At 56.1% G+C, this 20,822-nt stretch carries 20 protein-coding genes; 12 read left to right on the top strand and 8 right to left on the bottom strand.

All coding sequences use genetic code 11. From position 1 onward, the window contains the following. Positions 1–13 precede the first annotated feature (13 nt). The 3 genes from ACR3E2_RS03750 to ACR3E2_RS03740 form a co-directional block, all read right to left on the bottom strand. Positions 14–1,000 carry an MBL fold metallo-hydrolase gene (locus tag ACR3E2_RS03750; RefSeq protein WP_480481221.1) on the bottom strand — a complete coding sequence of 329 codons (987 nt, stop codon included), beginning with the start codon at positions 998–1,000 and terminating at the stop codon, positions 14–16. Positions 1,001–1,130: 130 nt separating this feature from the next. Further along, positions 1,131–2,093: a LuxR C-terminal-related transcriptional regulator gene (locus ACR3E2_RS03745; RefSeq protein WP_480481223.1), complete on the bottom strand. Its 963-nt coding sequence runs from the start codon at positions 2,091–2,093 to the stop codon at positions 1,131–1,133. Positions 2,094–2,189: 96 nt separating this feature from the next. Continuing rightward, positions 2,190–2,768, bottom strand: coding sequence for a lytic transglycosylase domain-containing protein (locus ACR3E2_RS03740; protein ID WP_480481225.1), 579 nt, complete (start codon positions 2,766–2,768; stop codon positions 2,190–2,192). A gap of 201 nt (positions 2,769–2,969) precedes the next feature. Between ACR3E2_RS03740 and ssb the strand changes: the two genes are divergently transcribed. Together ssb and ACR3E2_RS03730 are read left to right on the top strand one after the other, a co-directional pair. Next, on the top strand, positions 2,970–3,458 hold the full coding sequence (gene ssb, locus ACR3E2_RS03735) for a single-stranded DNA-binding protein (RefSeq protein ID WP_209504119.1): 489 nt from the start codon (positions 2,970–2,972) through the stop codon (positions 3,456–3,458). An 18-nt stretch (positions 3,459–3,476) separates the two neighbouring features. Then, on the top strand, positions 3,477–4,547 hold the full coding sequence (locus tag ACR3E2_RS03730; protein WP_480481227.1) for a site-2 protease family protein: 1,071 nt from the start codon (positions 3,477–3,479) through the stop codon (positions 4,545–4,547). A gap of 9 nt (positions 4,548–4,556) precedes the next feature. Here the strand turns inward: ACR3E2_RS03730 and aroB are convergent, their stop codons facing one another. Together aroB and ACR3E2_RS03720 are read right to left on the bottom strand one after the other, a co-directional pair. Beyond that, positions 4,557–5,669, bottom strand: a complete 1,113-nt coding sequence (aroB, locus tag ACR3E2_RS03725; protein ID WP_480481229.1) for a 3-dehydroquinate synthase — start codon at positions 5,667–5,669, stop codon at positions 4,557–4,559. After that, a complete protein-coding gene (locus ACR3E2_RS03720) occupies positions 5,669–6,256 on the bottom strand; it encodes a shikimate kinase (protein WP_209504122.1) in 588 nt (195 codons plus the stop codon). The genes aroB and ACR3E2_RS03720 overlap by 1 nt, the downstream gene beginning before the upstream one ends. Before the next feature lie 79 nt (positions 6,257–6,335). Between ACR3E2_RS03720 and ACR3E2_RS03715 the strand changes: the two genes are divergently transcribed. The 9 genes from ACR3E2_RS03715 to ACR3E2_RS03675 all read left to right on the top strand — a co-directional run bounded on the left by ACR3E2_RS03715 (position 6,336) and on the right by ACR3E2_RS03675 (position 17,881). Continuing rightward, positions 6,336–6,485, top strand: a complete 150-nt coding sequence (locus ACR3E2_RS03715) for a hypothetical protein (RefSeq protein WP_209504123.1) — start codon at positions 6,336–6,338, stop codon at positions 6,483–6,485. Continuing rightward, positions 6,475–7,995, top strand: coding sequence for a hypothetical protein (locus ACR3E2_RS03710; protein ID WP_480481231.1), 1,521 nt, complete (start codon positions 6,475–6,477; stop codon positions 7,993–7,995). The genes ACR3E2_RS03715 and ACR3E2_RS03710 overlap by 11 nt, the downstream gene beginning before the upstream one ends. Before the next feature lie 2 nt (positions 7,996–7,997). Next, positions 7,998–8,954: a site-specific tyrosine recombinase XerD gene (locus ACR3E2_RS03705; protein ID WP_480481233.1), complete on the top strand. Its 957-nt coding sequence runs from the start codon at positions 7,998–8,000 to the stop codon at positions 8,952–8,954. A gap of 81 nt (positions 8,955–9,035) precedes the next feature. Further along, positions 9,036–10,325: an HlyC/CorC family transporter gene (locus ACR3E2_RS03700; RefSeq protein WP_480492690.1), complete on the top strand. Its 1,290-nt coding sequence runs from the start codon at positions 9,036–9,038 to the stop codon at positions 10,323–10,325. 96 nt (positions 10,326–10,421) lie between these two features. Next, positions 10,422–12,839 carry a GcvT family protein gene (locus ACR3E2_RS03695; RefSeq protein WP_480481237.1) on the top strand — a complete coding sequence of 806 codons (2,418 nt, stop codon included), beginning with the start codon at positions 10,422–10,424 and terminating at the stop codon, positions 12,837–12,839. Between the two features lie 31 nt (positions 12,840–12,870). Beyond that, positions 12,871–13,470: a nucleotidyltransferase family protein gene (locus ACR3E2_RS03690; protein ID WP_480481239.1), complete on the top strand. Its 600-nt coding sequence runs from the start codon at positions 12,871–12,873 to the stop codon at positions 13,468–13,470. Positions 13,471–14,219: 749 nt separating this feature from the next. Then, positions 14,220–15,656 (top strand): DegQ family serine endoprotease, encoded by a 1,437-nt coding sequence (locus tag ACR3E2_RS03685; RefSeq protein WP_480481241.1) that lies wholly within the window; start codon positions 14,220–14,222, stop codon positions 15,654–15,656. Between the two features lie 181 nt (positions 15,657–15,837). Next, positions 15,838–16,518: a response regulator transcription factor gene (locus ACR3E2_RS03680; RefSeq protein ID WP_480481243.1), complete on the top strand. Its 681-nt coding sequence runs from the start codon at positions 15,838–15,840 to the stop codon at positions 16,516–16,518. Continuing rightward, complete coding sequence (locus ACR3E2_RS03675) at positions 16,511–17,881, top strand: sensor histidine kinase (RefSeq protein ID WP_480481245.1); 1,371 nt, start codon at positions 16,511–16,513, stop codon at positions 17,879–17,881. Before ACR3E2_RS03680 ends, ACR3E2_RS03675 begins: the two co-directional genes overlap by 8 nt. Here the strand turns inward: ACR3E2_RS03675 and ACR3E2_RS03670 are convergent. From ACR3E2_RS03670 to ACR3E2_RS03660, 3 genes are read right to left on the bottom strand one after another with little or no spacing between them, the layout of a single operon-like run. Then, entirely contained in the window at positions 17,878–18,345 is a 468-nt protein-coding gene (locus tag ACR3E2_RS03670; RefSeq protein ID WP_480481247.1) for a CYTH domain-containing protein, read from the bottom strand. The two genes, ACR3E2_RS03675 and ACR3E2_RS03670, sit on opposite strands and share 4 nt — an antisense overlap. After that, positions 18,329–18,721 carry an AAA family ATPase gene (locus ACR3E2_RS03665; RefSeq protein ID WP_480481249.1) on the bottom strand — a complete coding sequence of 131 codons (393 nt, stop codon included), beginning with the start codon at positions 18,719–18,721 and terminating at the stop codon, positions 18,329–18,331. Before ACR3E2_RS03665 ends, ACR3E2_RS03670 begins: the two co-directional genes overlap by 17 nt. A 3-nt stretch (positions 18,722–18,724) precedes the next feature. Then, the gene (locus ACR3E2_RS03660) at positions 18,725–19,984 is read right to left on the bottom strand and encodes a CHAD domain-containing protein (protein WP_480481251.1); all 1,260 of its coding nucleotides are present in this window, start codon (positions 19,982–19,984) and stop codon (positions 18,725–18,727) included. 474 nt (positions 19,985–20,458) lie between these two features. Between ACR3E2_RS03660 and ACR3E2_RS03655 the strand changes: the two genes are divergently transcribed. Next, positions 20,459–20,806 carry a TfoX/Sxy family protein gene (locus ACR3E2_RS03655; RefSeq protein ID WP_480481253.1) on the top strand — a complete coding sequence of 116 codons (348 nt, stop codon included), beginning with the start codon at positions 20,459–20,461 and terminating at the stop codon, positions 20,804–20,806. Positions 20,807–20,822 lie beyond the last annotated feature (16 nt).

The raw sequence follows: 20,822 nt of genomic DNA, 5'->3' as shown, positions 1-20,822 counted from the left end.
CCCTGTAAGACTCTCAGCCGGTCATGACATTGTTGCCGAAATGCATGAACTCCTGGTTCATACCAGCAATCTCTCCGGCCTCCAGTTTCAGGCTGGAACTGTCAAGCATCTGATAGCTTTGCTGTCCCTTTACCCACTCGTCTGCTGATTGCAGCGTGGTCAGCGTATAAGACGTGACTTCGTTCAGGTAATGAGTTGGGATAATGATCTTGGGCTTTAGCTTGGCCACGATGTCATTACCCTGATCGAAACTCAGGATATGTTGCGACCCGTCTACCGGAAGGGTCAGAACATCGACCTGTCCGACGGCGTCCCAAAACTCCTGAGGCGGATTGTGGCGATTATCACCCCAGATCAGCGTACGAATGCCGCCTGTTTCCACCAGATAGACCACCATATCCATATGACCCACATTGTTCGGTGGGCAGGCTTCGACCCCAAACTCGGCCAGTGCATTGGTCCAGTTGTACCACCCCGGCGCCACGCAGGCATGTTTATCTGCAAAACCGGTGATCTTGATATCGGCGAACTCGAAATTGCCCACCATCCTGTCCAGCACCATGGTCGAGCTTGGTCGTTCGATCGCGTCGTGATCGAAATGCGCATGTGTCGACAAGGTAATGTCCACCGGGATCTGGGGGAATTCATTGCGGAACCAAAGCCCCCACGCGCCCGACGGGTCATCACGCCAGGGGTCGAACAGGACCGTTGCGCCGTTGGGCGAGGTGATCTTTATGGCGCAATGGCCATAATAGTCGATACCGACAACTCCGGCACTGGCCTGACCCGTCGATCCCTGCAGGTCGATCACGTGGTTATTGTTTCCTGGCTGCAACCAGGCTTGCGATTGCGCCTCGGCCGGTTTTGCCCCCAGCACTGAAGCTGTCGCGCCAACACCGGCAGCACCTGCCGCCATGAAAAATGACCGCCGAGACAGCCCCGGTGCCAGATGATCCCTGTCCCCTTTCAGGATGGTCGGTTTCAGATCCTTGCGATCCATATCTTTGTACCTCTCTGTTGGACGTGCGCCGTTTTTCCGCACCTCAACCCAGAGGGTAACAAGCCAAAGCACATCGGCTCAGACCGAAAAAATGGGGGTGAAATATGGGGGCAATCCCCATATTCGGCATTCACGAAATCGAGAGCAAATGACTGCGCAGGTTTTGATCCCGTCCCTCAAGTCCTAGTTTTCGACGAATGTTGTTGCGGTGAAAATCGATTGTCGACGTCTCTCGGGACAGGGCCTTGGCAATGTCCTTTGTGGTTTTCCCAAACATGACCATCTGTGCAATTTCCATTTCGGTCGGGGTCATTGCCGCGAAGGCATCCGTCAACTTGTCAGACAGCGAAGATGTGATCTCGTTCAGGTTCTTTTCGACCAGCTCAAGATAGACAAATTGCGCCTCGTCGCCGGAAAGCTGCGCCCGAACCTTTTCAAGATACGGCAAAACTCTGCTTCGAACCTGCTCGACGATTTCGTGATCCCGGTTCTTGCGGTCATCGTCGAGACTTGAGAGCAATACGCGCAACGCTGTGTTCGTCTCCTGCAACTCTCGGGTTCGATCCGAAACACGCGTTTCAAGCTGGGCAAGTGTTTCGTTCAGTTTCTCCTCCAACGCGCGTCTCAGATAAACCTCTTGCAACAAAGCCAAATCCGACTCGACCATGCGCGCGAACTGCGCCAGCCCCTCTCGGAACAACAAGGCCCGCCGGTTCTGTTTACGGTCCAGAACACAGATTGTGCCAAACACCGAGCCATCGGGCCATTTCAGCGGTAAGCCGATGTAAAAGGTCATTCCGTGTTCCAGGTCGTCGTTGTCCGCCCAAACCGGATCACATTTGGCGTCCTCGACCACCAATTCTCCGTCACGCTCCAGAACACCCTGGCAATATAGCTTGGGGTTCAACTGGAAACTCAGACCGACCGGATATGGATTCTCGGGGTGATCGGATGTGATCAAAACCGCATGATCCGGCGCGTCGGTTTTCATGATCAGGCTTGCGGGCACGTCGGCCAGTTCTGCGACCAGATCAACAAGTTGCTGCCAGTTTGCCAGCGTTTCTTTGGGAATCTGCGGGTGATCAGCAGGCATAAGGGGCCTCACCAGTTATTGGGCGATACCCTGTCAGGTTAGTTGGAGGCGTTACACTGAATCAAGAATACGACACTCTGCGGCGCAGCATCGGTTTCAGCCGCCCCAGATAATCTTTACGTAGTTCTGGGTTTCCTTGTACGGCGGGATACCACCATGCTTTTCAACCGCATCAGGCCCCGCGTTATAGGCCGCCAGCGCTAAAGGCCACGATTTGAACTTGCGGTACTGCCAGGACAGATATCTGGCACCGCCTTCGAGGTTCTGCTTGGGATCATGCGGGTTTACGCCCAAAAGCTCAGCCGTTTGTGGCATAAGTTGCGCCAATCCCAACGCACCTTTATGTGACTTCGCCTGAGGGTTCCATCCACTTTCCTGCTGCACAAGACGCAAGAACAGATCTTCAGGGATGTTGTGAAGGCGGGCAACACGCCGCGCGATTTCCAGATACTCTCCGCGATATTTTCCTGAATATCGTTTGCTGACCTGATCGCGCGTTGTTTTGGGTTTCAGCCGGGCCGAGTCGCGGTACTGGGTTGCCGCACGAGAATCCAGAACCTTCGCCTGTTTCAGGAAAATATCCTTGCGGCTTTTGCTGGACAATGTTTGTGCCTGCACCGGCGCAACGGCCAATACAAGGCAGGCAACGGAAAACCCAGCAACCCAAGAACGCATCTTTGCTTATCCTGCTCGATCAAAACCAGTGGGAGTATAGGTATTCCCGCAAAAAATGAAAGCTTGGTAAATAGTACAGTAAGACTCTTGTTCGACAGTGTTGTATCAACTGTTTTCAACCATGATGCAGGCCGTATAGGGTCTCACGAAACTCATTGCGCCAGATTCGGTGCATTTACGCAGAACAGAACGAGGATTTACATGGCGGGTTCAGTCAACAAGGTCATTCTGGTGGGAAATCTTGGCCGCGACCCCGAAGTCCGGTCGTTCCAGAACGGTGGCAAAGTGTGCAACCTGCGCATTGCCACCTCGGAAAACTGGAAAGACCGCAACACGGGTGAACGTCGTGAACGGACAGAATGGCATTCGGTTGCTATCTTCTCGGAACCGCTGGCCCGCATCGCCGAGCAATATCTGCGCAAGGGCAGCAAGGTTTATATCGAAGGCCAGCTGGAAACCCGCAAATGGCAGGATCAGTCCGGTCAGGATCGGTACACGACCGAGGTTGTCCTGCGCCCTTATCGCGGGGAACTGACCCTGTTGGACGGTCGTAGCGAAGGCGGTGGCGGCAGCGGCGGCGGTTATGGTGGCGGCCAGGCCGGTGGCGGTTACGGTGACCCCTATGGCGGTCCATCCAGCTCTCCGGCGCCTGCATCGGGCGGAATCGACGACGACGAGATTCCGTTCTAAGTAAAACGGAGAAACAACATGACATGGTCCTTCTCTCTCGGCCGATTGCTCGGGTCCGAATTGAGGGTCCATGTCACCTTTTTTCTGCTGCTTGCATGGGTCGGTTTTGCCGCGTTCTCAGCCGGTGGCATGCCAGCCGCGATAGAGAACCTTCTCTTTGTTCTGGCGCTGTTTGCCTGCGTTGTCGCGCATGAGTTCGGTCACGCCCTTATGGCGCGGCGCTATGGTATCAAAACCCCCGACATCACCCTTCTGCCCATCGGCGGCCTGGCCCGACTTGAGAGAATGCCGGAAAAACCCATGCAAGAGGTTCTGGTGGCGCTTGCGGGTCCGGCAGTGAATATCGCAATCTTTTTTGGCCTTGCCGTGCTTGGCGCAGGGATGCCGCTTGAGACCCTCGCGCAATTGGAGTCACCAAATGTGAGGATTGTGGACAAGCTGGCCTATATCAATCTGCTCTTGGCCATCTTCAACTTGATCCCGGCATTCCCAATGGACGGAGGCCGCGTCTTTCGCGCCCTTCTGTGTTTACGCATGAATCGTGTCAAAGCCACCCGAATTGCAGCCGTTGGTGGCCAGGTTGTTGCCATCGGGTTTGGATTTCTAGGGCTGAGCTCCGGCAATCCAATTCTGGTATTGATCGCCGTATTTGTGTTCTTTGCAGCCAATGCAGAAAGCCAGGAAGTCGCTTTGCGATCTGCGGTTCGTCGTGTTCTGGCCCGTGACGCGATGATCACTGAGTTTCACGCACTTTCTCCCAGTGATACGCTGAGCACAGCGGCACAAGCCGTCATTCACACCACTCAGCACGAGTTTCCGGTACTGGACTCAAATCATACTTTGCTGGGTTTTGTGACACGCGATCACCTGTTCACTGCCCTGGCAAGCGACCAGCCCAGAACTGCGCCCGCGACCTCGATCATGGATGCCAACGTTCCCGCAGTCTTGCTGACAACCGGCCTTGAGGACGTGCTGGAACACCTGCACAATGGGGCGCCAGCCATTGCAGTTCTGACCCATGGCGGTCACATGATCGGTTACATAACCCGCGAAAACATTGGCGAGCTGATGGTTATTCAGGGCCGTTAATTCCCTGCGTCACACCGGGGCCAGCGCGTCCGACAGAACCGACAAGACCGCATCCTTCGGCACATCCGAGGTCACAAAAGCCTGACCAATTCCGCGGGCCAGGATAAACCGCAGCTGGCCGTCCACAACCTTTTTGTCCTGCCCCATCAGATCCACCAGCGCCTCGGCACTTGGCAAGTCACCGGGAATATCAGCCAGGTCCGTTTTCATGCCCATCGCCCGCAGATGCGCGCGTACCCGGCTTGGGTCTTCTTGCGAACACAGGCCAAGGCGGGACGAAAGCTCGAACGCAAGTGCACAGCCGATGGCCACGCCCTCGCCATGCAAAAGACGGTCGGAATAACCTGTGGCGGCCTCCAAGGCATGGCAGAAGGTGTGCCCCAGATTCAGCAGGGCGCGGTCACCTTGTTCGGTTTCATCCCGAGCCACAATATCGGCTTTCATCTGAACCGAGCGGGTTACCGCACGCACACGTGCGGCCATGTCGCCCGAGGAGACGCTTTGCCCGTTCACCTCAAGCCATTCAAAGAATTCCGCATCCCCAAGCAAGCCGTATTTCACCACCTCGCCATACCCTGAAAGAAAGTCCCTCTGGGTCATGGACTGCAACACAGATGTATCTGCCAGAACCAGCGATGGCTGATGAAAAGCGCCGATCAGGTTCTTCCCCTGAGGGGCGTTGATCCCTGTTTTCCCCCCGACAGAGCTGTCGACCTGCGCCAGCAAAGACGTGGGGATTTGCACGAACCGAACGCCTCGGCGCAGGACGGCCGCGGCAAAGCCTGCAAGATCACCAATTACCCCACCACCAAGGGCCACAACAACGTCGCCGCGTTCAACCTTTTCAGCCAACAGCCACTCAACCGCGCGTTCAAAATGTGGCCAGCTTTTTGTTGCCTCTCCGGCGGGTAAGGCCAGCGCGGACATTTCGGTCCCGGTGGCTTTCAGACCCGCACGCAGCGTTTCCAGATGCAGATCAGCGACACTTTCATCTGTCAGGACGGCCACCTTAGGACGCGCCAATAGCGGTGCAATCCAATCGCCCGCGCGCGCCAGAAGATCCGGACCGATTTCTACGTCATACGACCGGTCCCCAAGTTCAACGTGTACTGTTTGATGCATTATCTGATTTCCAAAACATCAGGGCGCGCCAACAAGGCGTCGACAACCCGGTCCACCATATTCTCGATCGAAGTTTCGCCATCCGAATCCACGATCAGATCCGCCTCGGCGTAAACCGGAACACGCGCCTCGTAGAGGGCTTTCAATGTCGCATAAGGATCGGCAGTACGAAGCAGCGGGCGCGTGTCCTTGTGGCGGACACGGCTCCACAGAACTTTCAGGTCTGCCCGCAGCCAGACCGACGCACCCCGCATGGTGATCATACGCCGGTTGTCAGGCTGAAGAAACGCCCCGCCACCCGTTGAAAGTACGCCTTTTTTGTCATCCAGCAGGCGGCTGATAACCTGTGATTCTTTGGTGCGAAAAAAAGGTTCCCCGTCCCGCTCAAAGATTTCGGGGATGGTCATGTTCGCAGCTGATTCGATTTCGGCATCGCTGTCCAGAAAGGGAACACCCAGTCGAGCGGCCAAAGCACGACCCACGGCTGACTTTCCGGCCCCCATCATACCGACCAGGACCACGGTTTTGTGCAGATCAAACCGGGTCTGCGCGTCCGCTGAGTGCGTGTTATGCTTAATTTCGCTCATTTCACCGTGAATGACGTGATCTTGGGAAAAATGCCAGTTATAACTTGGTCAAAATCAAAAATTGAGGCAGCGTGACGCCATGAGCCGTCTGATCAAATTCCTGATATATGTTCTGTGCCTGGCATTCATCGGGCTGGTCGCCTATGCCTATGTCGGTCCATTCTTTGGTGCGGATTTCTCTGCGCCTCAAAGTGAAATTCGCGAGCCGGTTGCACTGGATGTCAACTAAGCAACTGCTTTTGGCAATCACACTGGCCGGGTCGGCACATGCGCAGGAACCTTTATCCGCCATCGAATGGCTGACAGACCCGCCGGAAAACCTGCCGGGAACCGTTCTGCTGGAACCACCGGTTACGCAAGATGGCGCATTGCCGGAAATTGAGGTGACTTCGCTTGAGGCACTGTCGCAGCCGCTGGGCCTTGTTTCGTCCTCTGTCACCGGTCTGCCCGTCGACCTTTGGCAGGGCAGCGATGCGGATCGCCTGGCCGAACTGATCGCCGACGTCCACGTGCGTGACAACCCGGCCATGCAGCGATTGTTGTTCACGCTGCTCTTGTCTGAAACCCGCGCGCCGTCAGGGCCTCTGGCCGAAGAAATCCTTTTGCTTGCACGGCTGGACCGATTGATGCAACTGGGCGCTGCTGATCCGGCGCAGTCGCTTGTTCAATTGGCCGGGCCCACTGACACGCAGGACCGTTTCAAGCGCTGGTTCGATGCGACGCTCTTGACCGGGGATGAGGATCGTAGCTGTACCGCCCTTATTGCTGAACCGCATCTTTCGCGGGACTATGCGGCTCAGATCTTCTGCAAGGCCCGCCGCGGGGATTGGGTTTCAGCCGCGCTGACACTTGAGGCAGCGCATGCGCTTGAAATCCTTCCACCAGAGGATCTGGCGGTTCTGGACCGTTTCCTCAGCCCGGAACTGTATGAAGGCGCAGCTTACCTGCCGCAGCCGGAAAACCCTGATCCCCTGACGTTCCGTTTGTTTGAGGCAATTGGCGAACGGCTTCCCTCCGCTCCGCTGCCACGGGCGTTTGCCAATGCGGATCTGCGCGATGTCGCAGGTTGGAAAGCACAGATTGAAGCAGCGGAGCGGCTGACCCGAATTGGCGCATTAACCCCCAATCAGCTGCTGGGTCTTTATACTGAGCGTGATCCGGCAGCCTCAGGTGCTGTCTGGGACCGGGTTGCTGCCGTTCAGCGATTTGAAAGCGCGTTGGACACCGGGAACGCGGAAGCGATAGGAAAGACTTTGCAGCCGGTCTGGCAACAGATGCGTGGTGTCGGGCTTGAGGTTCCGTTTGCCGAACTGTTCGCCGAGCGCTTGTCATCTGTCACATTGCCGGTTGCCACCACCGAAAGCCTGCGCTGGCGTATTCTGATGCTGTCCGGGCTTTACGAACAGGCCGCCTTGTCAACACCTGACACATCCAACGACACCCAGTTTCTTGCCGCTTTGGCACAAGGCGACCCCGGGCGCGCGGTGTCCCCGTCCCCTTTGGCTGATGCCGTCGCTCAGGGGTTTGAATGGGCAGCGCCTGTGCCAGGCGACATTGATGCGTTGCTGGCCAACGGTCAATTGGGCGAAGCCATTATTGAAGCCATGCAATTGTTTGCACATGGCGCGCGGGGCAATCTGGTGGATATGACAGCGGCAATTGCAACATTCCGGCGCGTTGGGCTGGAGGACACCGCGCGACGTGCGGCCCTGTCCCTTTTGATCCTGCAAGAGCGTTGATCATGGGCTCTCCGGCGTCAGATGCACTGTGGATTTCAACGTTCTTGCAGGCGCAGGCGGCAGAGCTTGGCGCTGCGACCAATACGCTGCTGGCCTATGGGCGCGACCTGAAAGATTTTACCGAATGGCTGGACCGCAAGAAATCCGGATTTGATCAGGCAGATCGCGACCTGATCGAAGCCTACCTGATCGACTGCGATGCACAGGGCTTGTCACGTTCGACCCGCGCGCGGCGTTTGTCTGCTATAAAACAGCTGTACCGGTTTGCCTTTGAGGAAGGCTGGCGCGCGACCAATCCTGCCATTCAGATCAAAGGTCCCGGCCGGCAGAAACGGTTGCCCAAGACGCTGGATGTGCTCGAAGTTGACCGTTTGCTGGAGGCCGCCAGACAAACCGGGCGAACCGAAGCTGACAGGCTAAGAAACACCTGCCTGATGGAAGTTTTGTACGCCACAGGAATGCGGGTGACTGAGCTTGTCTCCCTGCCCGTCTCTTCGGCCCGTGGCGATCCCCGGATGCTGCTGGTGCTGGGGAAAGGGGGTAAAGAGCGAATGGTCCCCCTGTCGCCCCCGGCCCGGGATGCTTTGGCCGCGTGGCTGACCGCGCGGGACGAGGCCGAGGACTTGGCCGCGGAAAAAGGCGCTCAGCGCTCGCGCTTTCTGTTCCCATCACGCGGAAAGTCCGGTCATCTGACACGGCACAGGTTCTTTTTGCTGGTGAAAGAGCTGGCTGTACGGGGTGGTGTTTCTTCTGAAAAAGTCACACCACACACGCTGCGCCATGCATTCGCCACGCATCTGCTGGCCAACGGCGCTGATCTGAGATCGATCCAGACGTTATTGGGCCATGCAGACGTGGCGACGACCGAAATCTATACGCATGTTCTGGATGAACGTCTGGCGGAACTGGTGTTGCAACATCACCCGCTGAGCAAGGACCGCAATGAGGACAAGGGCTAAGACCTTGATTCAGCGGGGCGACGTCCCCATAACGGATGCAGTACACAAATCTATCAAGGACCAATGGAACCCTCACCTTCTATGTTCGACGGCGCATTCTGGGTTACGACCGGCGCTATCCTGTTCCTGCTTATCCTGTCCGGATTTTTCTCGGGCTCGGAAACGGCGCTGACCGCCTCGTCAAGGGGGAAACTACGCGTTCAGGCCGACAAGGGATCGCGCGGGGCTAAAAAGGCGCTGGAAATAACCGACGACAACGAACGTCTGATCGGGTCGGTTCTGCTGGGCAACAACCTCGTCAACATTCTGGCCGCGTCACTGGCGACGGCGTTGTTCACACGTCTTTTCGGTGAAAGCGGCGTGGCATTGGCAACGCTGGTCATGACCTTTCTGGTGTTGATCTTTGCCGAAGTGCTGCCCAAGACATACGCCATCACCAATTCCGAAAAGGCCGCTGCGGCCGTTGCGCCGATCATTAGCGTGGTCGTGACAGTGTTTTCGCCTGTTGTCGCGGCCGTACGTTTGTTAGTGCGTGGCGTATTGCGCCTGTTCGGAGTTCAGATCGATCCTGACAGCAACATTCTGGCCGTGCGCGAAGAAATCGCAGGCGCCCTGCAACTGGGCCATTCGGAAGGGGTTGTCGAAAAAGAAGATCGCGACCGCATCCTCGGCGCACTGGATCTGGGCGACCGCACGGTGGAAGAGATCATGCTCCACCGTTCCAACATCGAAATGATCGATGCGAACGCCCCACCCGAAGCTATCCTAAGGCAATGCCTTGAAAGCCCTCACACTCGTCTGCCTGTTTTCAGGGACGAGCAGGAGAACATAGTTGGCGTTGTTCACGCCAAGGACTTGTTCCGCGCGATGTATGCACAGGCTGGCAGCAGCGATGGCGGCACCGACCGGCTGGCCAGCTTCGACATCGGCAAGGTCGCAAATGCCCCCTATTTCGTTCCGGAGACCACAACTCTGGATGACCAGATGCGCGAGTTTCTGCGAATGCACGGTCACTTTGCGCTGGTGGTGGACGAATACGGCTCATTGCGTGGACTGATCACGCTTGAGGATATTCTGGAAGAAATCGTGGGCGAAATCGCCGATGAGTTCGATATCGCCGAAGAGGTGCCGGTCGTGCGGACGGATGATGGCCAATTCCTTGTCGAAGGTGCTATGACCATTCGCGATGTCAATCGTGCGCTGGACTGGTCGCTACCGGATGAAGAAGCCAACACTCTTGCTGGTCTGGTCATCCACGAAGCCCAGATGATCCCGGTTGTTGGGCAAGTGTTCTCGTTCCATGGCTTCCGGTTCGAGGTTACAGCACGCGAAGGCAATCGTATCACAGCCCTGAAAGTGCGGCCCTTATAGGGTTTGGACGCTAGACAAAAACGACGCGCTCTGTCGCTCGTTTGACAGAATGCTTTGCCATTGATCTGCACCGTCCTACCAGAAAAGGAGGAGCGGATGAAAAACACATGCCAGGTGGTCGTCATTGGTGGCGGTGTGGTCGGATGTTCGGTTCTTTATCACCTGACCAAGCTCGGGTGGTCGGACGTCATGTTGCTGGAACGGTCCGAACTGACCAGCGGATCGACCTGGCATGCGGCAGGCGGGTTTCACACCCTCAACGGCGACACCAACATGGCGGCGCTACAGGGATACACGATCAGGCTGTATAAAGAACTGGAACAGATCACCGGCATGTCCTGTGGCCTGCACCACGTGGGCGGTGTGACACTTGCCGACAATCAGGACCGGTTTGATATGCTGCTGGCGGAACGCGCCAAGCATCGGTTCATGGGGCTTGAAACAGAAATCGTCGGCCCGGAAGAAATCAAAAAGATCGCGCCCATTACAAATATCGACGGAATTATCGGTGCTCTTTATGATCCGCTGGATGGACATTTGGACCCCTCAGGCACCACCCATGCCTATGCCAAGGCCGCGCGAATGGGCGGTGCCACAATTGAAACCCATTGTATGGTGCGTGAAACCAACCAGCGCCCCGATGGAAGCTGGGATGTCGTCACCGACAAGGGCACAATCCATGCCGAACACATTGTTAATGCAGGCGGGCTTTGGGCACGTGAAGTTGGCGCCATGGCCGGTGTCTATTTTCCCCTGCACCCGATGGAGCATCAATATCTTGTCACCGACGCGATCCCACAGATCGAAGCAATTATCGATGCGGGTGGCGAGCATCCGCATGTCATGGATCCGGCAGGTGAAAGCTATTTAAGGCAGGAAGGGCGTGGCCTGTGCATCGGGTTCTACGAACAGACCTGCAAGCCCTGGGCAGTAGACGGCACCCCGTGGGATTTCGGGCACGAGTTGCTGCCCGATGACTATGACAAGATCACCGACAGTATCGAATTCGCGTATCGCCGCTTTCCTGTGCTGGCTGAGGCTGGGATAAAATCGGTGATCCATGGGCCGTTTACCTTTGCCCCTGATGGCAACCCGCTGGTCGGCCCTGTACCCGGAATGCGCAACTACTGGTCGGCCTGCGGTGTCATGGCCGGGTTCAGTCAGGGTGGCGGCGTTGGCCTGACGCTGGCGCAGTGGATGATCGAAGACGAGCCCGAGCGCGATGTGTTTGCCATGGATGTTGCCCGCTTCGGAGACTGGATCAGCCCAGGTTACACCCGCCCCAAAGTCATTGAGAATTATCAGAAACGCTTCAGCGTCGCCTATCCGAACGAAGAACTGCCTGCCGCGCGCCCCAACCGCGCAACACCAATGTATGACATCTTCAGCGAGCTGGGCGCGGTCTGGGGGCAGCAATACGGCCTTGAGGTCCCAAACTATTTTGCGCAGGAAGATGAGCCGGAGTTTGAAACGCCATCCTTCCGCCGCTCGAACGCGTTCGCGGCGACAGGGCGCGAAGTGCGGGCGGTGCGTGAAGCTGTGGGTATCAACGAAGTCCACAATTTCGGCAAATACCGCATCACCGGACCCGATGCTCGGAACTGGCTGGACCGGATCATGGCTGGCCGCATTCCGAAACCCGGTCGGCTGTCTTTGGCCCCGATGCTGTCGCACAAGGGCAAGTTAATCGGCGATTTCACTGTTTCCTGCCTGACTGAAACCGAGTTCCAGCTTACGGCGTCTTATGGCAGTCAGGCCTTCCACATGCGGTGGTTCCAGCAAAACGCTCAGGACGGCGTGAGGATTGAAAACGTCAGCGACCGGTTGAACGGCTTCCAGATTGCCGGCCCGAAGGCAACGCAGGTTCTGGCAGCCTGCACCCGAGACGACTTGGCCGATTTCAACTTCCTGAACGTGCGCCGGATGACTGTCGGCATGACCGACTGTATCGTTCAGCGTGTCAGCTATACGGGTGATCTTGGTTATGAAATCTATTGCGACCCCTTAGCGCAGCGTCAGCTTTGGTGGACGCTGTGGGAGGCCGGACAACCTCACGGCATTGTTCCGTTCGGAATGCGCGCAATGATGAGCCTGCGGTTGGACAAGTTCTTTGGCTCATGGATGCGAGAGTATTCGCCAGATTACACCGCCGCGGAAACGGGATTGGATCGTTTCATTGCATTCAGCAAAAACACCCAATTCATCGGCCGCGATACAGCGGAAGCAGAACGGGCCAATGGAACCACCCGCCAGCTGGCAGCCTTCGAGGTTGAAACAGACGATGCAGACGTCAACGCCTATGAACCGATCTGGCTGGATGGTTCGGTTGTCGGTTTTTGTACCTCCGGCGGCTATTCTCATTTTGCGCAAAAATCCGTCGCCATGGGCTTTCTGCCGTCCGGGCGCATAGAAGATGGTCTGGAGGTTGAAATCGAGATTCTGGGGCAGATGCGCAAAGCAAAGGTTATCTCGACACCTTTGTTTGACCCAGATGGCACACGCATGAGGGGATGACAGCACACATGACTGACAGCAGTGTGGCGCAATGACCGAAATCCCCATCATCCTGCTTGCCGCCGGTCATTCCAGCCGTATGGGCGGGCTGGACAAGCTTATGCAGCAAATCGATGGCATTCCACTGCTGACCCGCACTGCGACCATTGCGCGTGGTGTGGCGCCTGTCCTTGTCGCCCTGCCACCGCGCCCGCACCCAAGATATGATGCTCTTGCAGGAATGGACGTACAGACCATTCCCGTTCCGGACGCGGCAGAGGGAATGAACGCCAGTTTGCGCACCGCTATCGAATACCTTCCTGTAGACGCACCCGCAGTCATGGTTTTGCTCGCTGATTTACCTGACCTGACCCAAACCGATCTGAGAACGATCTTTAAAGCACGCCAATTGCATCCCGACAATGTAATCTGGCGCGGAACAACCACAGATGGAAAGCCCGGGCACCCGGTGATCTTCGATCGGACGCTTTTCACTCAGCTTTCGGCATTACACGGCGATCACGGCGCGCAGGCGGTGGTTCGGTCACAACAGGGTGGCGTATTCCTGCAACCCCTTCCCGGTCAAAACGCGGTTATGGATTTGGATACGCCGGAAGATTGGGATGCTTGGTGCAAGAAGCGTACTTCTTGAATAAACACGGCCCGGTCGATATCGACCGGGCCGGTGCCCAATACAGGACTACCACTTTCCACAATTCCAAAAGTTTGACCAATAGGTCTTAAAGACACTCTGGTTCCCTAGCAGCTAAACCTAAACAAGACCCCCTCGTTAACACGCCGCTAAAACTTCCGGTAACTGAGTTAGCCGCCAGCGCCCCCTAGCGCTTTTGGCTTCCCCTCACTTGGGCAATTTCATCCTCACTTATCCGATCCTTAGAAACAACGTAAAATTGGAAGAATAGGTTAATTTCGCGCACCTCGATTTGGCTTTTAGGCAACATAGCCCCAGGGCTTGTTCAACCTATAGGCGATCCAAGTCCGGTGCGCATATCAACGATTCGGGATTAAGCGCAAACTTATGCACCCATTCAGCTGCCTGTCAGCAAAGTTACAGCGTCAAGTCCGATGACTCCCGGACTCGCCCACAACCATTGGAAGAGCAGCATTTTTCCCCACTGTTCAGTGAAAGCATTGTCAACAAAACAATGAAAATTCAACTTTTTTGAAAGTTTGACGTCTGTTTTGGCAACAATCCTCCGATTCGCCTTCGACCTACCCGGTTAAATAAGCGAATCCTGATCAACGTCCTTCGCCACAAAACACCCGCTTTGTGGCAAAATTAAGATTTATTAATTGATCAGTCAGGAAACCCCAATCCTGCCAGTGCATCTCATGTCTCAACGCGCAACGGAAATTGCGTGATCAAACCAGGAGACAGAAATGAGCATCCGAAAATCTTCGCTTTTACTTCCCCGCACATCCAACTGGATGGGGGTCAGCGCATTGGGCGCAGCCATGCTGGCCACAACCGCTTTACCTTCGATGGCGGATGAGGCGCTTGCCGATCTTGTCGAATCCGTTTCCCCTTCGGTTGTAACCATCATTGCCGAACAAAAGGCCGCCCCAAGCCCCGCACAGGGGCAGAATTTTGATTTCGACGGTCATCCGTTTGGGGAATTCTTCAAGCGCTTTGGTGGGCCTGAAGGATTCAACATGCCTCAACGCGGGCCGGCACAAGGGCTCGGGTCAGGGTTTGTACTGGATGAAGCCGGTTATATCGTCACCAATCACCATGTGGTGGACAATGCCGCGACTGTAATCGTTCGCCTAAGTGATGACCGGACATTTGAGGCCGAGGTAGTTGGCACCGACCCGCTGACAGACATCGCAGTCTTGAAGATCGATGCAGGCCCGGGTCTGCAAGCTGTCGAACTGGGTGACAGCGATGCAATCCGCGTAGGCGAAGATGTCGTAGCGATCGGCAACCCGTTTGGTTTGAGCTCGACGGTCACTACCGGCATTGTGTCGGCTAAAGGTCGCAATATCTCGGACGGGCCTTATGCCGAGTTCATTCAAACGGACGCCGCCATCAACAAGGGCAACTCTGGTGGCCCGCTTTTCAACATGGACGGCGACGTGATTGGTGTAAACTCGGCCATATATTCCCCCAGTGGCGGATCTGTCGGGCTGGGATTTGCCGTAACCTCGAACATCGTTGAGCATATTGCGGCCGATCTGCAGGATGACGGGCAGGTCAGCCGTGGGTGGCTGGGTGTATCTATCCAGAATATCAGCCCGCAGCTTGCGGCGGCACTGGGAATTGATGCCTCCTCGGGCGCACTGGTGGCAGATGTTGTCGCCGACAGCCCTGCAGATGGCGTTCTGGAGCAAGGCGATGTTATCCTGTCCTTCAACGGCGAAGCCGTAGACTCCAGTGGTGACCTGCCCATTCTGGTGGGCACAACCAAGGTCGGCACCGCCAGTAATTTGACCATTCTGCGCGATGGCAAACAGGAAACGGTCACTTTGACCGTTGGCCAGCATCAGGCAGCGGCGGCTCAGTCCGACACCCCTGTCGAATCCGAGGCGGCAGGCTCGTCGCTTGGTGTCACCGTGGCCCCCCTGACCGAAACGGTGCGGGCCGAGGCAGGTATCGCTAAAGCCGTCGAAGGTGTGGTCGTCACAGACCTGCAACCGGACAGCCCTGCGGCTCGGGCGGGTCTGCAACGTGGTGACGTGATCGTGAAACTGGGCAACCAAGACACGTTCACACCCGAAGCGCTGAAGGCGGCACTGGACAGCGAAAAGACGGACCCGGCACTGGTATTGATCAATCGGGCCGGCAGCCAGATCTTCGTTGCCGTCGAACTGGTCTGACCAACACTATGCGCGCGCCGCTTGATGGGGAGATCCGGCGCGCGCCTCACCCGGCGGACCTGAGTTGTCCGCTGTCCGTCGGGCTTGCCGGGTGCGTGCCCAGCACCCGGCAAGATATTCTGCATTCCATGGGCTTTGTTTGGATAATGTGTTTAAATCCCAAGGGAAAAGGAGCCAGATCATGAGCCGCCGTCTGTTGATCGTCGAAGATGACACTGACACCAGGGATTTCATTGCCAAAGGGTTTGGCGAAGAAGGCTATGTGGTCGAAACGGCTGCTGATGGCCGCGAGGGATTGTACCACGCAACGGATGGCGGGTTTGACGCCATTGTGCTGGACAGGATGCTTCCCGGTCTGGACGGGCTGTCCCTGATCAAATCCCTGCGTGCAGCAGGGCTGAAAACACCGGTCTTGATGTTGACGGCCATGAGCGCAGTGGACGAGCGCGTCAAAGGATTGCGATCAGGCGCCGACGATTATCTGGTCAAGCCCTTCTCGTTTCAGGAACTTCATGCACGGATCGAAGCCCTGTTACGACGTCCGCAAGAATCCGAGGAAACGCCGACTCTGACCTGCAAGGATCTTGAAATGGATCTTCTGACCCGCAAGGTTACGCGGGACGGCCATGAGATCACGCTGACGCCCCGTGAATTCCAGATTCTTGAATTCTTCCTGCGCCGCAAGAACCGTGTCGTGTCGCGTACCATGCTGCTTGAGGGCGTCTGGGATTATCATTTCGACCCGAACACCAACGTTGTGGATGTTCACATCTCAAAGCTGCGCCGCCAGTTGGATGAAGGCGGAGACACACCTTTGATTGAAACTGTTCGCGGAGCAGGTTACATGATGTCCGATGGATAACCTTCGGCTTTCCCTTAATAATTCACGAACAAGACTTGTCGCCACCAGCATGGTGCTAAGCACGTTCCTGACCGCGTCCGTGCTGGCATTGGTCTATGTGACGGCCAACAGAAGCATCGAATCCGAGACCCGATCAGTCGTGTCCGCCGAACTGACCGGGCTTGCAGATGAATATGAACGGCGCGGGCTGATCGGGCTGATCACAGCGATCGAACGCCGTCTTCCAAGCGCACCCGACCGAGACGCGCTGTATCTTCTGGCGGATCGGCAAGGCGTCAAGCTTGTGGGTAACCTGAAAACCTGGCCGGTCAATGTGACCGCCGGAAGCGGTTGGGTCGACCTTGAGTTGCGCAGGGCTGACAATGACCAACTGGTGCCTATCTCGGCGGCATCGATCCGCCTGCCCGGTGGCGAACGCCTTTTGGTGGGACGGGATGCGGCGGCCCGTCAACAATTCGACCGAGTGTTGTTCCGATCTCTGGCACTGGCGCTAGGGATAGCATTTGTTCTGAGCGTGATCACCGGCTGGCTATTCACACGCCTGGTGTTTTCACGCCTGTCGGACATTGCAAGCACAGCCGAAAACATCGTTTCCGGCGATCTTTCCAAAAGGATGCCCCTGCGCGGAACCGGAGATGAATTTGATCAGGTCTCTGGAACGCTGAACAACATGCTCGACAGGACCGAAGAGCTGGTCAGTAATCTGCGCACCACCTCAAACTCTATCGCACATGATTTGCGCTCTCCTTTGTCCCGTCTTCGTCAACGGGTCGAATCCCTTTCCGAGCCCGGCAAAAGCGATCTGGACCGCGAAATCGACATTGCGCGGGCAACGGGAGAAATCGACCATGTTTTGCGGGTCTTGGGACAGCTTACCGAAATTTCGCGGGCCGAGGCTGGTCTGGGTCGCGAACAATTCGAAGACATTGATTTGCAGCAACTGGTTGGCGATGTCGTAGAGCTTTACGATCCGGTGGCCGCGGATCAGGACATCCGTCTTGAGGTTATAGGCTCTGCCCCCGCAATTCAGGGGCACCGGCCCCTCCTCTCGCAGGCTCTTTCCAATCTGCTGGAAAACGCTATGCGCTACGCACCGGCAAATACCACAATCACGATCTCAATCGGTACCGAGGACGGATTTGCCCAATTGCAGGTTCGGGACCGTGGTCCGGGTGTTCCGCCCGGAGAGTTGGATCGCCTTCAGCTTCCGTTCGTCACGCTTGATCCGGCGCGCACGGAACGCAATGCGGGATTGGGGCTCGCGCTGGTTGCCGCGATTTCTCATATGCATGGCGGGACATTCGCAGCCCGAAACTGCAACCCAGGTTTGGAAACCACGATCAATCTGGCAATTCAGAGTTAACCCGGCAGTCCGTTTACCGCCAATATCATGTTTTTATAACGTTTATCCTCGGTGACATCCGCACCGAACCAATCCGGTGGGACATAGGCATTTGCGGCTTCACTGGTATGGAATTCAACTTCAACCAAACACAGGGGTTCCAGGCCGCCTGAGAAAACATCCAGCTCGAACTGGTGGCCGTCCGGCATTTGATCCGTGTAACGTACCTTCTCGACCCGGCGTCCTCGAGTTTCCGGCCAGAAGGTTTCAAACTGGTCCCGGGTTATCTCTGTCTCACGCTCAACACGTACAAGATCACCGCCTCCTTTTAAGGTCAGGAAAAACACATCGTTCTTTTGCCGCAGACGCAATTCGGTCGAGTCCTCCGGCGCGGTGAGGTACCCCTGACGCACCACTGCTTTTTCTGCACGGCTCAAGTCCGGTAAATTTGCCACCAGAAACTTGCGCTCAATTTCTGTGCTCATCGGAGCGCCCCCACTCAATCTTCCAGCTTATCAAACAGCACCCGATATGCCGTACCAGCCGCGCCGCGATCTGCGTAAGTATTGGCAAAGGCCCGATGCTGCGCCATTGAAAAGAACGCCCGCAGCTTATCTGATGCATATTGTGTTTGTCGAAAATGCTAACCGGTTGACCAAATAACCGCTCGGTCAAGGTTGTGCGACTGACGGGAACAACGATCTCATCGGCGGCTCGAAAACAGACCCCAGACGCACCCCCAGAATCGCGATTGCACAGCAAAACCTGCCGACCGGTTTGCACACAGACATAGGCAAGGTTCACGGAAGTCTCGGTTTGTCCAACACCGCCCTTATTGCAGTAAAAGGCAATGATTTTCATTCCTTACTCCTTTTTGTGGTGAAACAGACTGCGGAACATGTGCCGGATTTCTTGCCCGTCAAACTGATGGAAACTTGCGACAACGCGCTTTCTTTCCGTCTTTTGGTGTTGATCAAGCACAGCGATTAGGCCGCCCACGGACAAACCGATCTGCGCGTCCACGCGGCCTTGCGTATCGGCGCGAGACGCAACAAAGGTCATCAACGCATCTTGCTGAACAGAATAGTCGTTGAACAAACCAAGACTATCCTGAAGTTTTTTCAATGGCTTAAGGATCATTTTCAAACCATTCCAATCGAATAATGGGGCAAACAATTCCATCAGATATCTTAGTTTTTTGCATTCGATACGAAGGTCATGCACCGTCCTGTCTGGTTTATCGTCGCTTATGCCGCGCGCCAGTTTGCACACCTTGCGATAGCGCTTCCAGATCAGCGCGCAGGCATAGTCATACGCACCGAGATGCGCGTTTGGCCCAAGGTCCAAGTGATCTGAACCTGCGAACATTGCGGTCAGGTCGGTCATGGACGTCGTGTAGTCGGCGCTGCGCAACCAGCGTGACAGGCGCAGTTGCTCTTGTGTACGATCCGTTTGAAACTGATCAAACATCTCGGACAGTCCTGAGTGAAGGTTCGGCGGGATAAGATTGAAATACTTGTCTTTTTCCAGAAGGTAGACATCCAAATCACGCAGAGGTCCGGTACGGGTCATGAGGTCGGAAAAGACCCGCTTCAGCTCGGCCGTCTGGGCCTCGGACAACACACCCTTGAACAGGCTGATCACTGACCTGATCTTGCGCAACGATACCCGGTAATCGTGCAAAAACTCAGTGTCGATATCAGCGATCACGCCCTCTTCGTTTTGCCGCGCAACTCGCAGATATGTTTGAATGATTTTTGCAGCGACTTCGATGGAAGGTTCTGCTTGACCAATCTTCAATTCAGGCTTGGCCTGATAGGGAACCATGTCTGGAACCAGGCTGGAATAGAGCGTTTCAATATCATGAACACCGCCCGTAATGCTGGCGAGAGCAGAGCAGACCAACTGATAAGCCTTCTTGTACCCACGCAACTGCTGAATTCGTACAATGGTCGCCTGCCCTGATTGCGTTGACATGTACGTTAAAGTTCCCCTGACTTGAATCTTTTGCTGATCATCAAGCACGGTAATGGTCTTTGCCTTGATCTCCCCAACACCGATCTGCGTCAGCGCCCGCAGTTCAGGAAAGTCGCTCAGCGCCTTCTGAACCGGCCCTTCTGGCAAGTCCCGCGCAAACCGCAGATGCCCCGAGTATTGCTGAGACAAAGGGCCGTGATCCTTCCGCAGCAGGTGCAACATCCCGCCAGTATGGATTAAAGCACGACCGGAGGCGCGCAATGACTGATCGTGACAATCGAGCAATGCGAAAGCTGCGACGGAGCTATCGGGTGAAGCTTTTCGGGAAAACCCGGCAATGGCATGTGCCAGAGCCGTTTCGTCAATCTTCGCTGGGAAAATGAACTGATCGCCTGACGATCTGGTCATGATAGGCCTTTCCAGTTCAAATTCAGAAACCCCTTTACAGGTTTCTCAACGGTCATTTGCGCGCCCGCCCCTTTGTTTAGTGGGCTGCCCCAACGCCATTCTGGGTTTTCTTGTTCAGTCTCGGCGGAACCCGAAAGGACATCAAGGCATTATGACTGCGACCGAGTGTATTCACGGGGTGACAGGCCCCGGGCGCCGAAGTAAGACACCGCTATGAGCGAACCAGTATCTTCAATCCGAAACCTTGGCCCCGCCTTTGAACAGGCCTGCGCCCGCGCTGGTATTCATTCGGCTGAGGCGCTGCGTGAACTGGGGCCGGACGAAGCCTATGCTCGCCTGTTGCGCGCCGGCACCAGGGCGCATTTCATCGGATATTACGTTCTGGTGATGGGATTGCAGGGCCGGCCGTGGAACGACTGCAAGGGTGACGAGAAAAAAGCCCTGCGCGAAAGGTTCGACACAATCAAAGCCGGTAACGGGGCTGCTCCGGAAAACCAGATGATTGCAGATCTGGACGCCATCGGGGTTCGTGTTGCACCAAAGGACCTAAAGCAGGTCTGAACGATTAAGGCCGCAC

Source organism: Ruegeria sp. AL7, assembly GCF_056536105.1.
Note: the sequence above shows the minus strand (reverse complement) of the source record. Positions and strands in the feature narration are given on the sequence as shown.

Coding starts and splice junctions, on each gene's coding strand:
- ACR3E2_RS03750 (WP_480481221.1), bottom strand. CDS start 1,000: ATGGATCGCAAGGATCTGAAACCGACCATCCTGAAAGGGGACAGGGAT.
- ACR3E2_RS03745 (WP_480481223.1), bottom strand. CDS start 2,093: ATGCCTGCTGATCACCCGCAGATTCCCAAAGAAACGCTGGCAAACTGG.
- ACR3E2_RS03740 (WP_480481225.1), bottom strand. CDS start 2,768: ATGCGTTCTTGGGTTGCTGGGTTTTCCGTTGCCTGCCTTGTATTGGCC.
- ssb (WP_209504119.1), top strand. CDS start 2,970: ATGGCGGGTTCAGTCAACAAGGTCATTCTGGTGGGAAATCTTGGCCGC.
- ACR3E2_RS03730 (WP_480481227.1), top strand. CDS start 3,477: ATGACATGGTCCTTCTCTCTCGGCCGATTGCTCGGGTCCGAATTGAGG.
- aroB (WP_480481229.1), bottom strand. CDS start 5,669: ATGCATCAAACAGTACACGTTGAACTTGGGGACCGGTCGTATGACGTA.
- ACR3E2_RS03720 (WP_209504122.1), bottom strand. CDS start 6,256: ATGAGCGAAATTAAGCATAACACGCACTCAGCGGACGCGCAGACCCGG.
- ACR3E2_RS03715 (WP_209504123.1), top strand. CDS start 6,336: ATGAGCCGTCTGATCAAATTCCTGATATATGTTCTGTGCCTGGCATTC.
- ACR3E2_RS03710 (WP_480481231.1), top strand. CDS start 6,475: ATGTCAACTAAGCAACTGCTTTTGGCAATCACACTGGCCGGGTCGGCA.
- ACR3E2_RS03705 (WP_480481233.1), top strand. CDS start 7,998: ATGGGCTCTCCGGCGTCAGATGCACTGTGGATTTCAACGTTCTTGCAG.
- ACR3E2_RS03700 (WP_480492690.1), top strand. CDS start 9,036: ATGTTCGACGGCGCATTCTGGGTTACGACCGGCGCTATCCTGTTCCTG.
- ACR3E2_RS03695 (WP_480481237.1), top strand. CDS start 10,422: ATGAAAAACACATGCCAGGTGGTCGTCATTGGTGGCGGTGTGGTCGGA.
- ACR3E2_RS03690 (WP_480481239.1), top strand. CDS start 12,871: ATGACCGAAATCCCCATCATCCTGCTTGCCGCCGGTCATTCCAGCCGT.
- ACR3E2_RS03685 (WP_480481241.1), top strand. CDS start 14,220: ATGAGCATCCGAAAATCTTCGCTTTTACTTCCCCGCACATCCAACTGG.
- ACR3E2_RS03680 (WP_480481243.1), top strand. CDS start 15,838: ATGAGCCGCCGTCTGTTGATCGTCGAAGATGACACTGACACCAGGGAT.
- ACR3E2_RS03675 (WP_480481245.1), top strand. CDS start 16,511: ATGGATAACCTTCGGCTTTCCCTTAATAATTCACGAACAAGACTTGTC.
- ACR3E2_RS03670 (WP_480481247.1), bottom strand. CDS start 18,345: ATGAGCACAGAAATTGAGCGCAAGTTTCTGGTGGCAAATTTACCGGAC.
- ACR3E2_RS03665 (WP_480481249.1), bottom strand. CDS start 18,721: ATGAAAATCATTGCCTTTTACTGCAATAAGGGCGGTGTTGGACAAACC.
- ACR3E2_RS03655 (WP_480481253.1), top strand. CDS start 20,459: ATGAGCGAACCAGTATCTTCAATCCGAAACCTTGGCCCCGCCTTTGAA.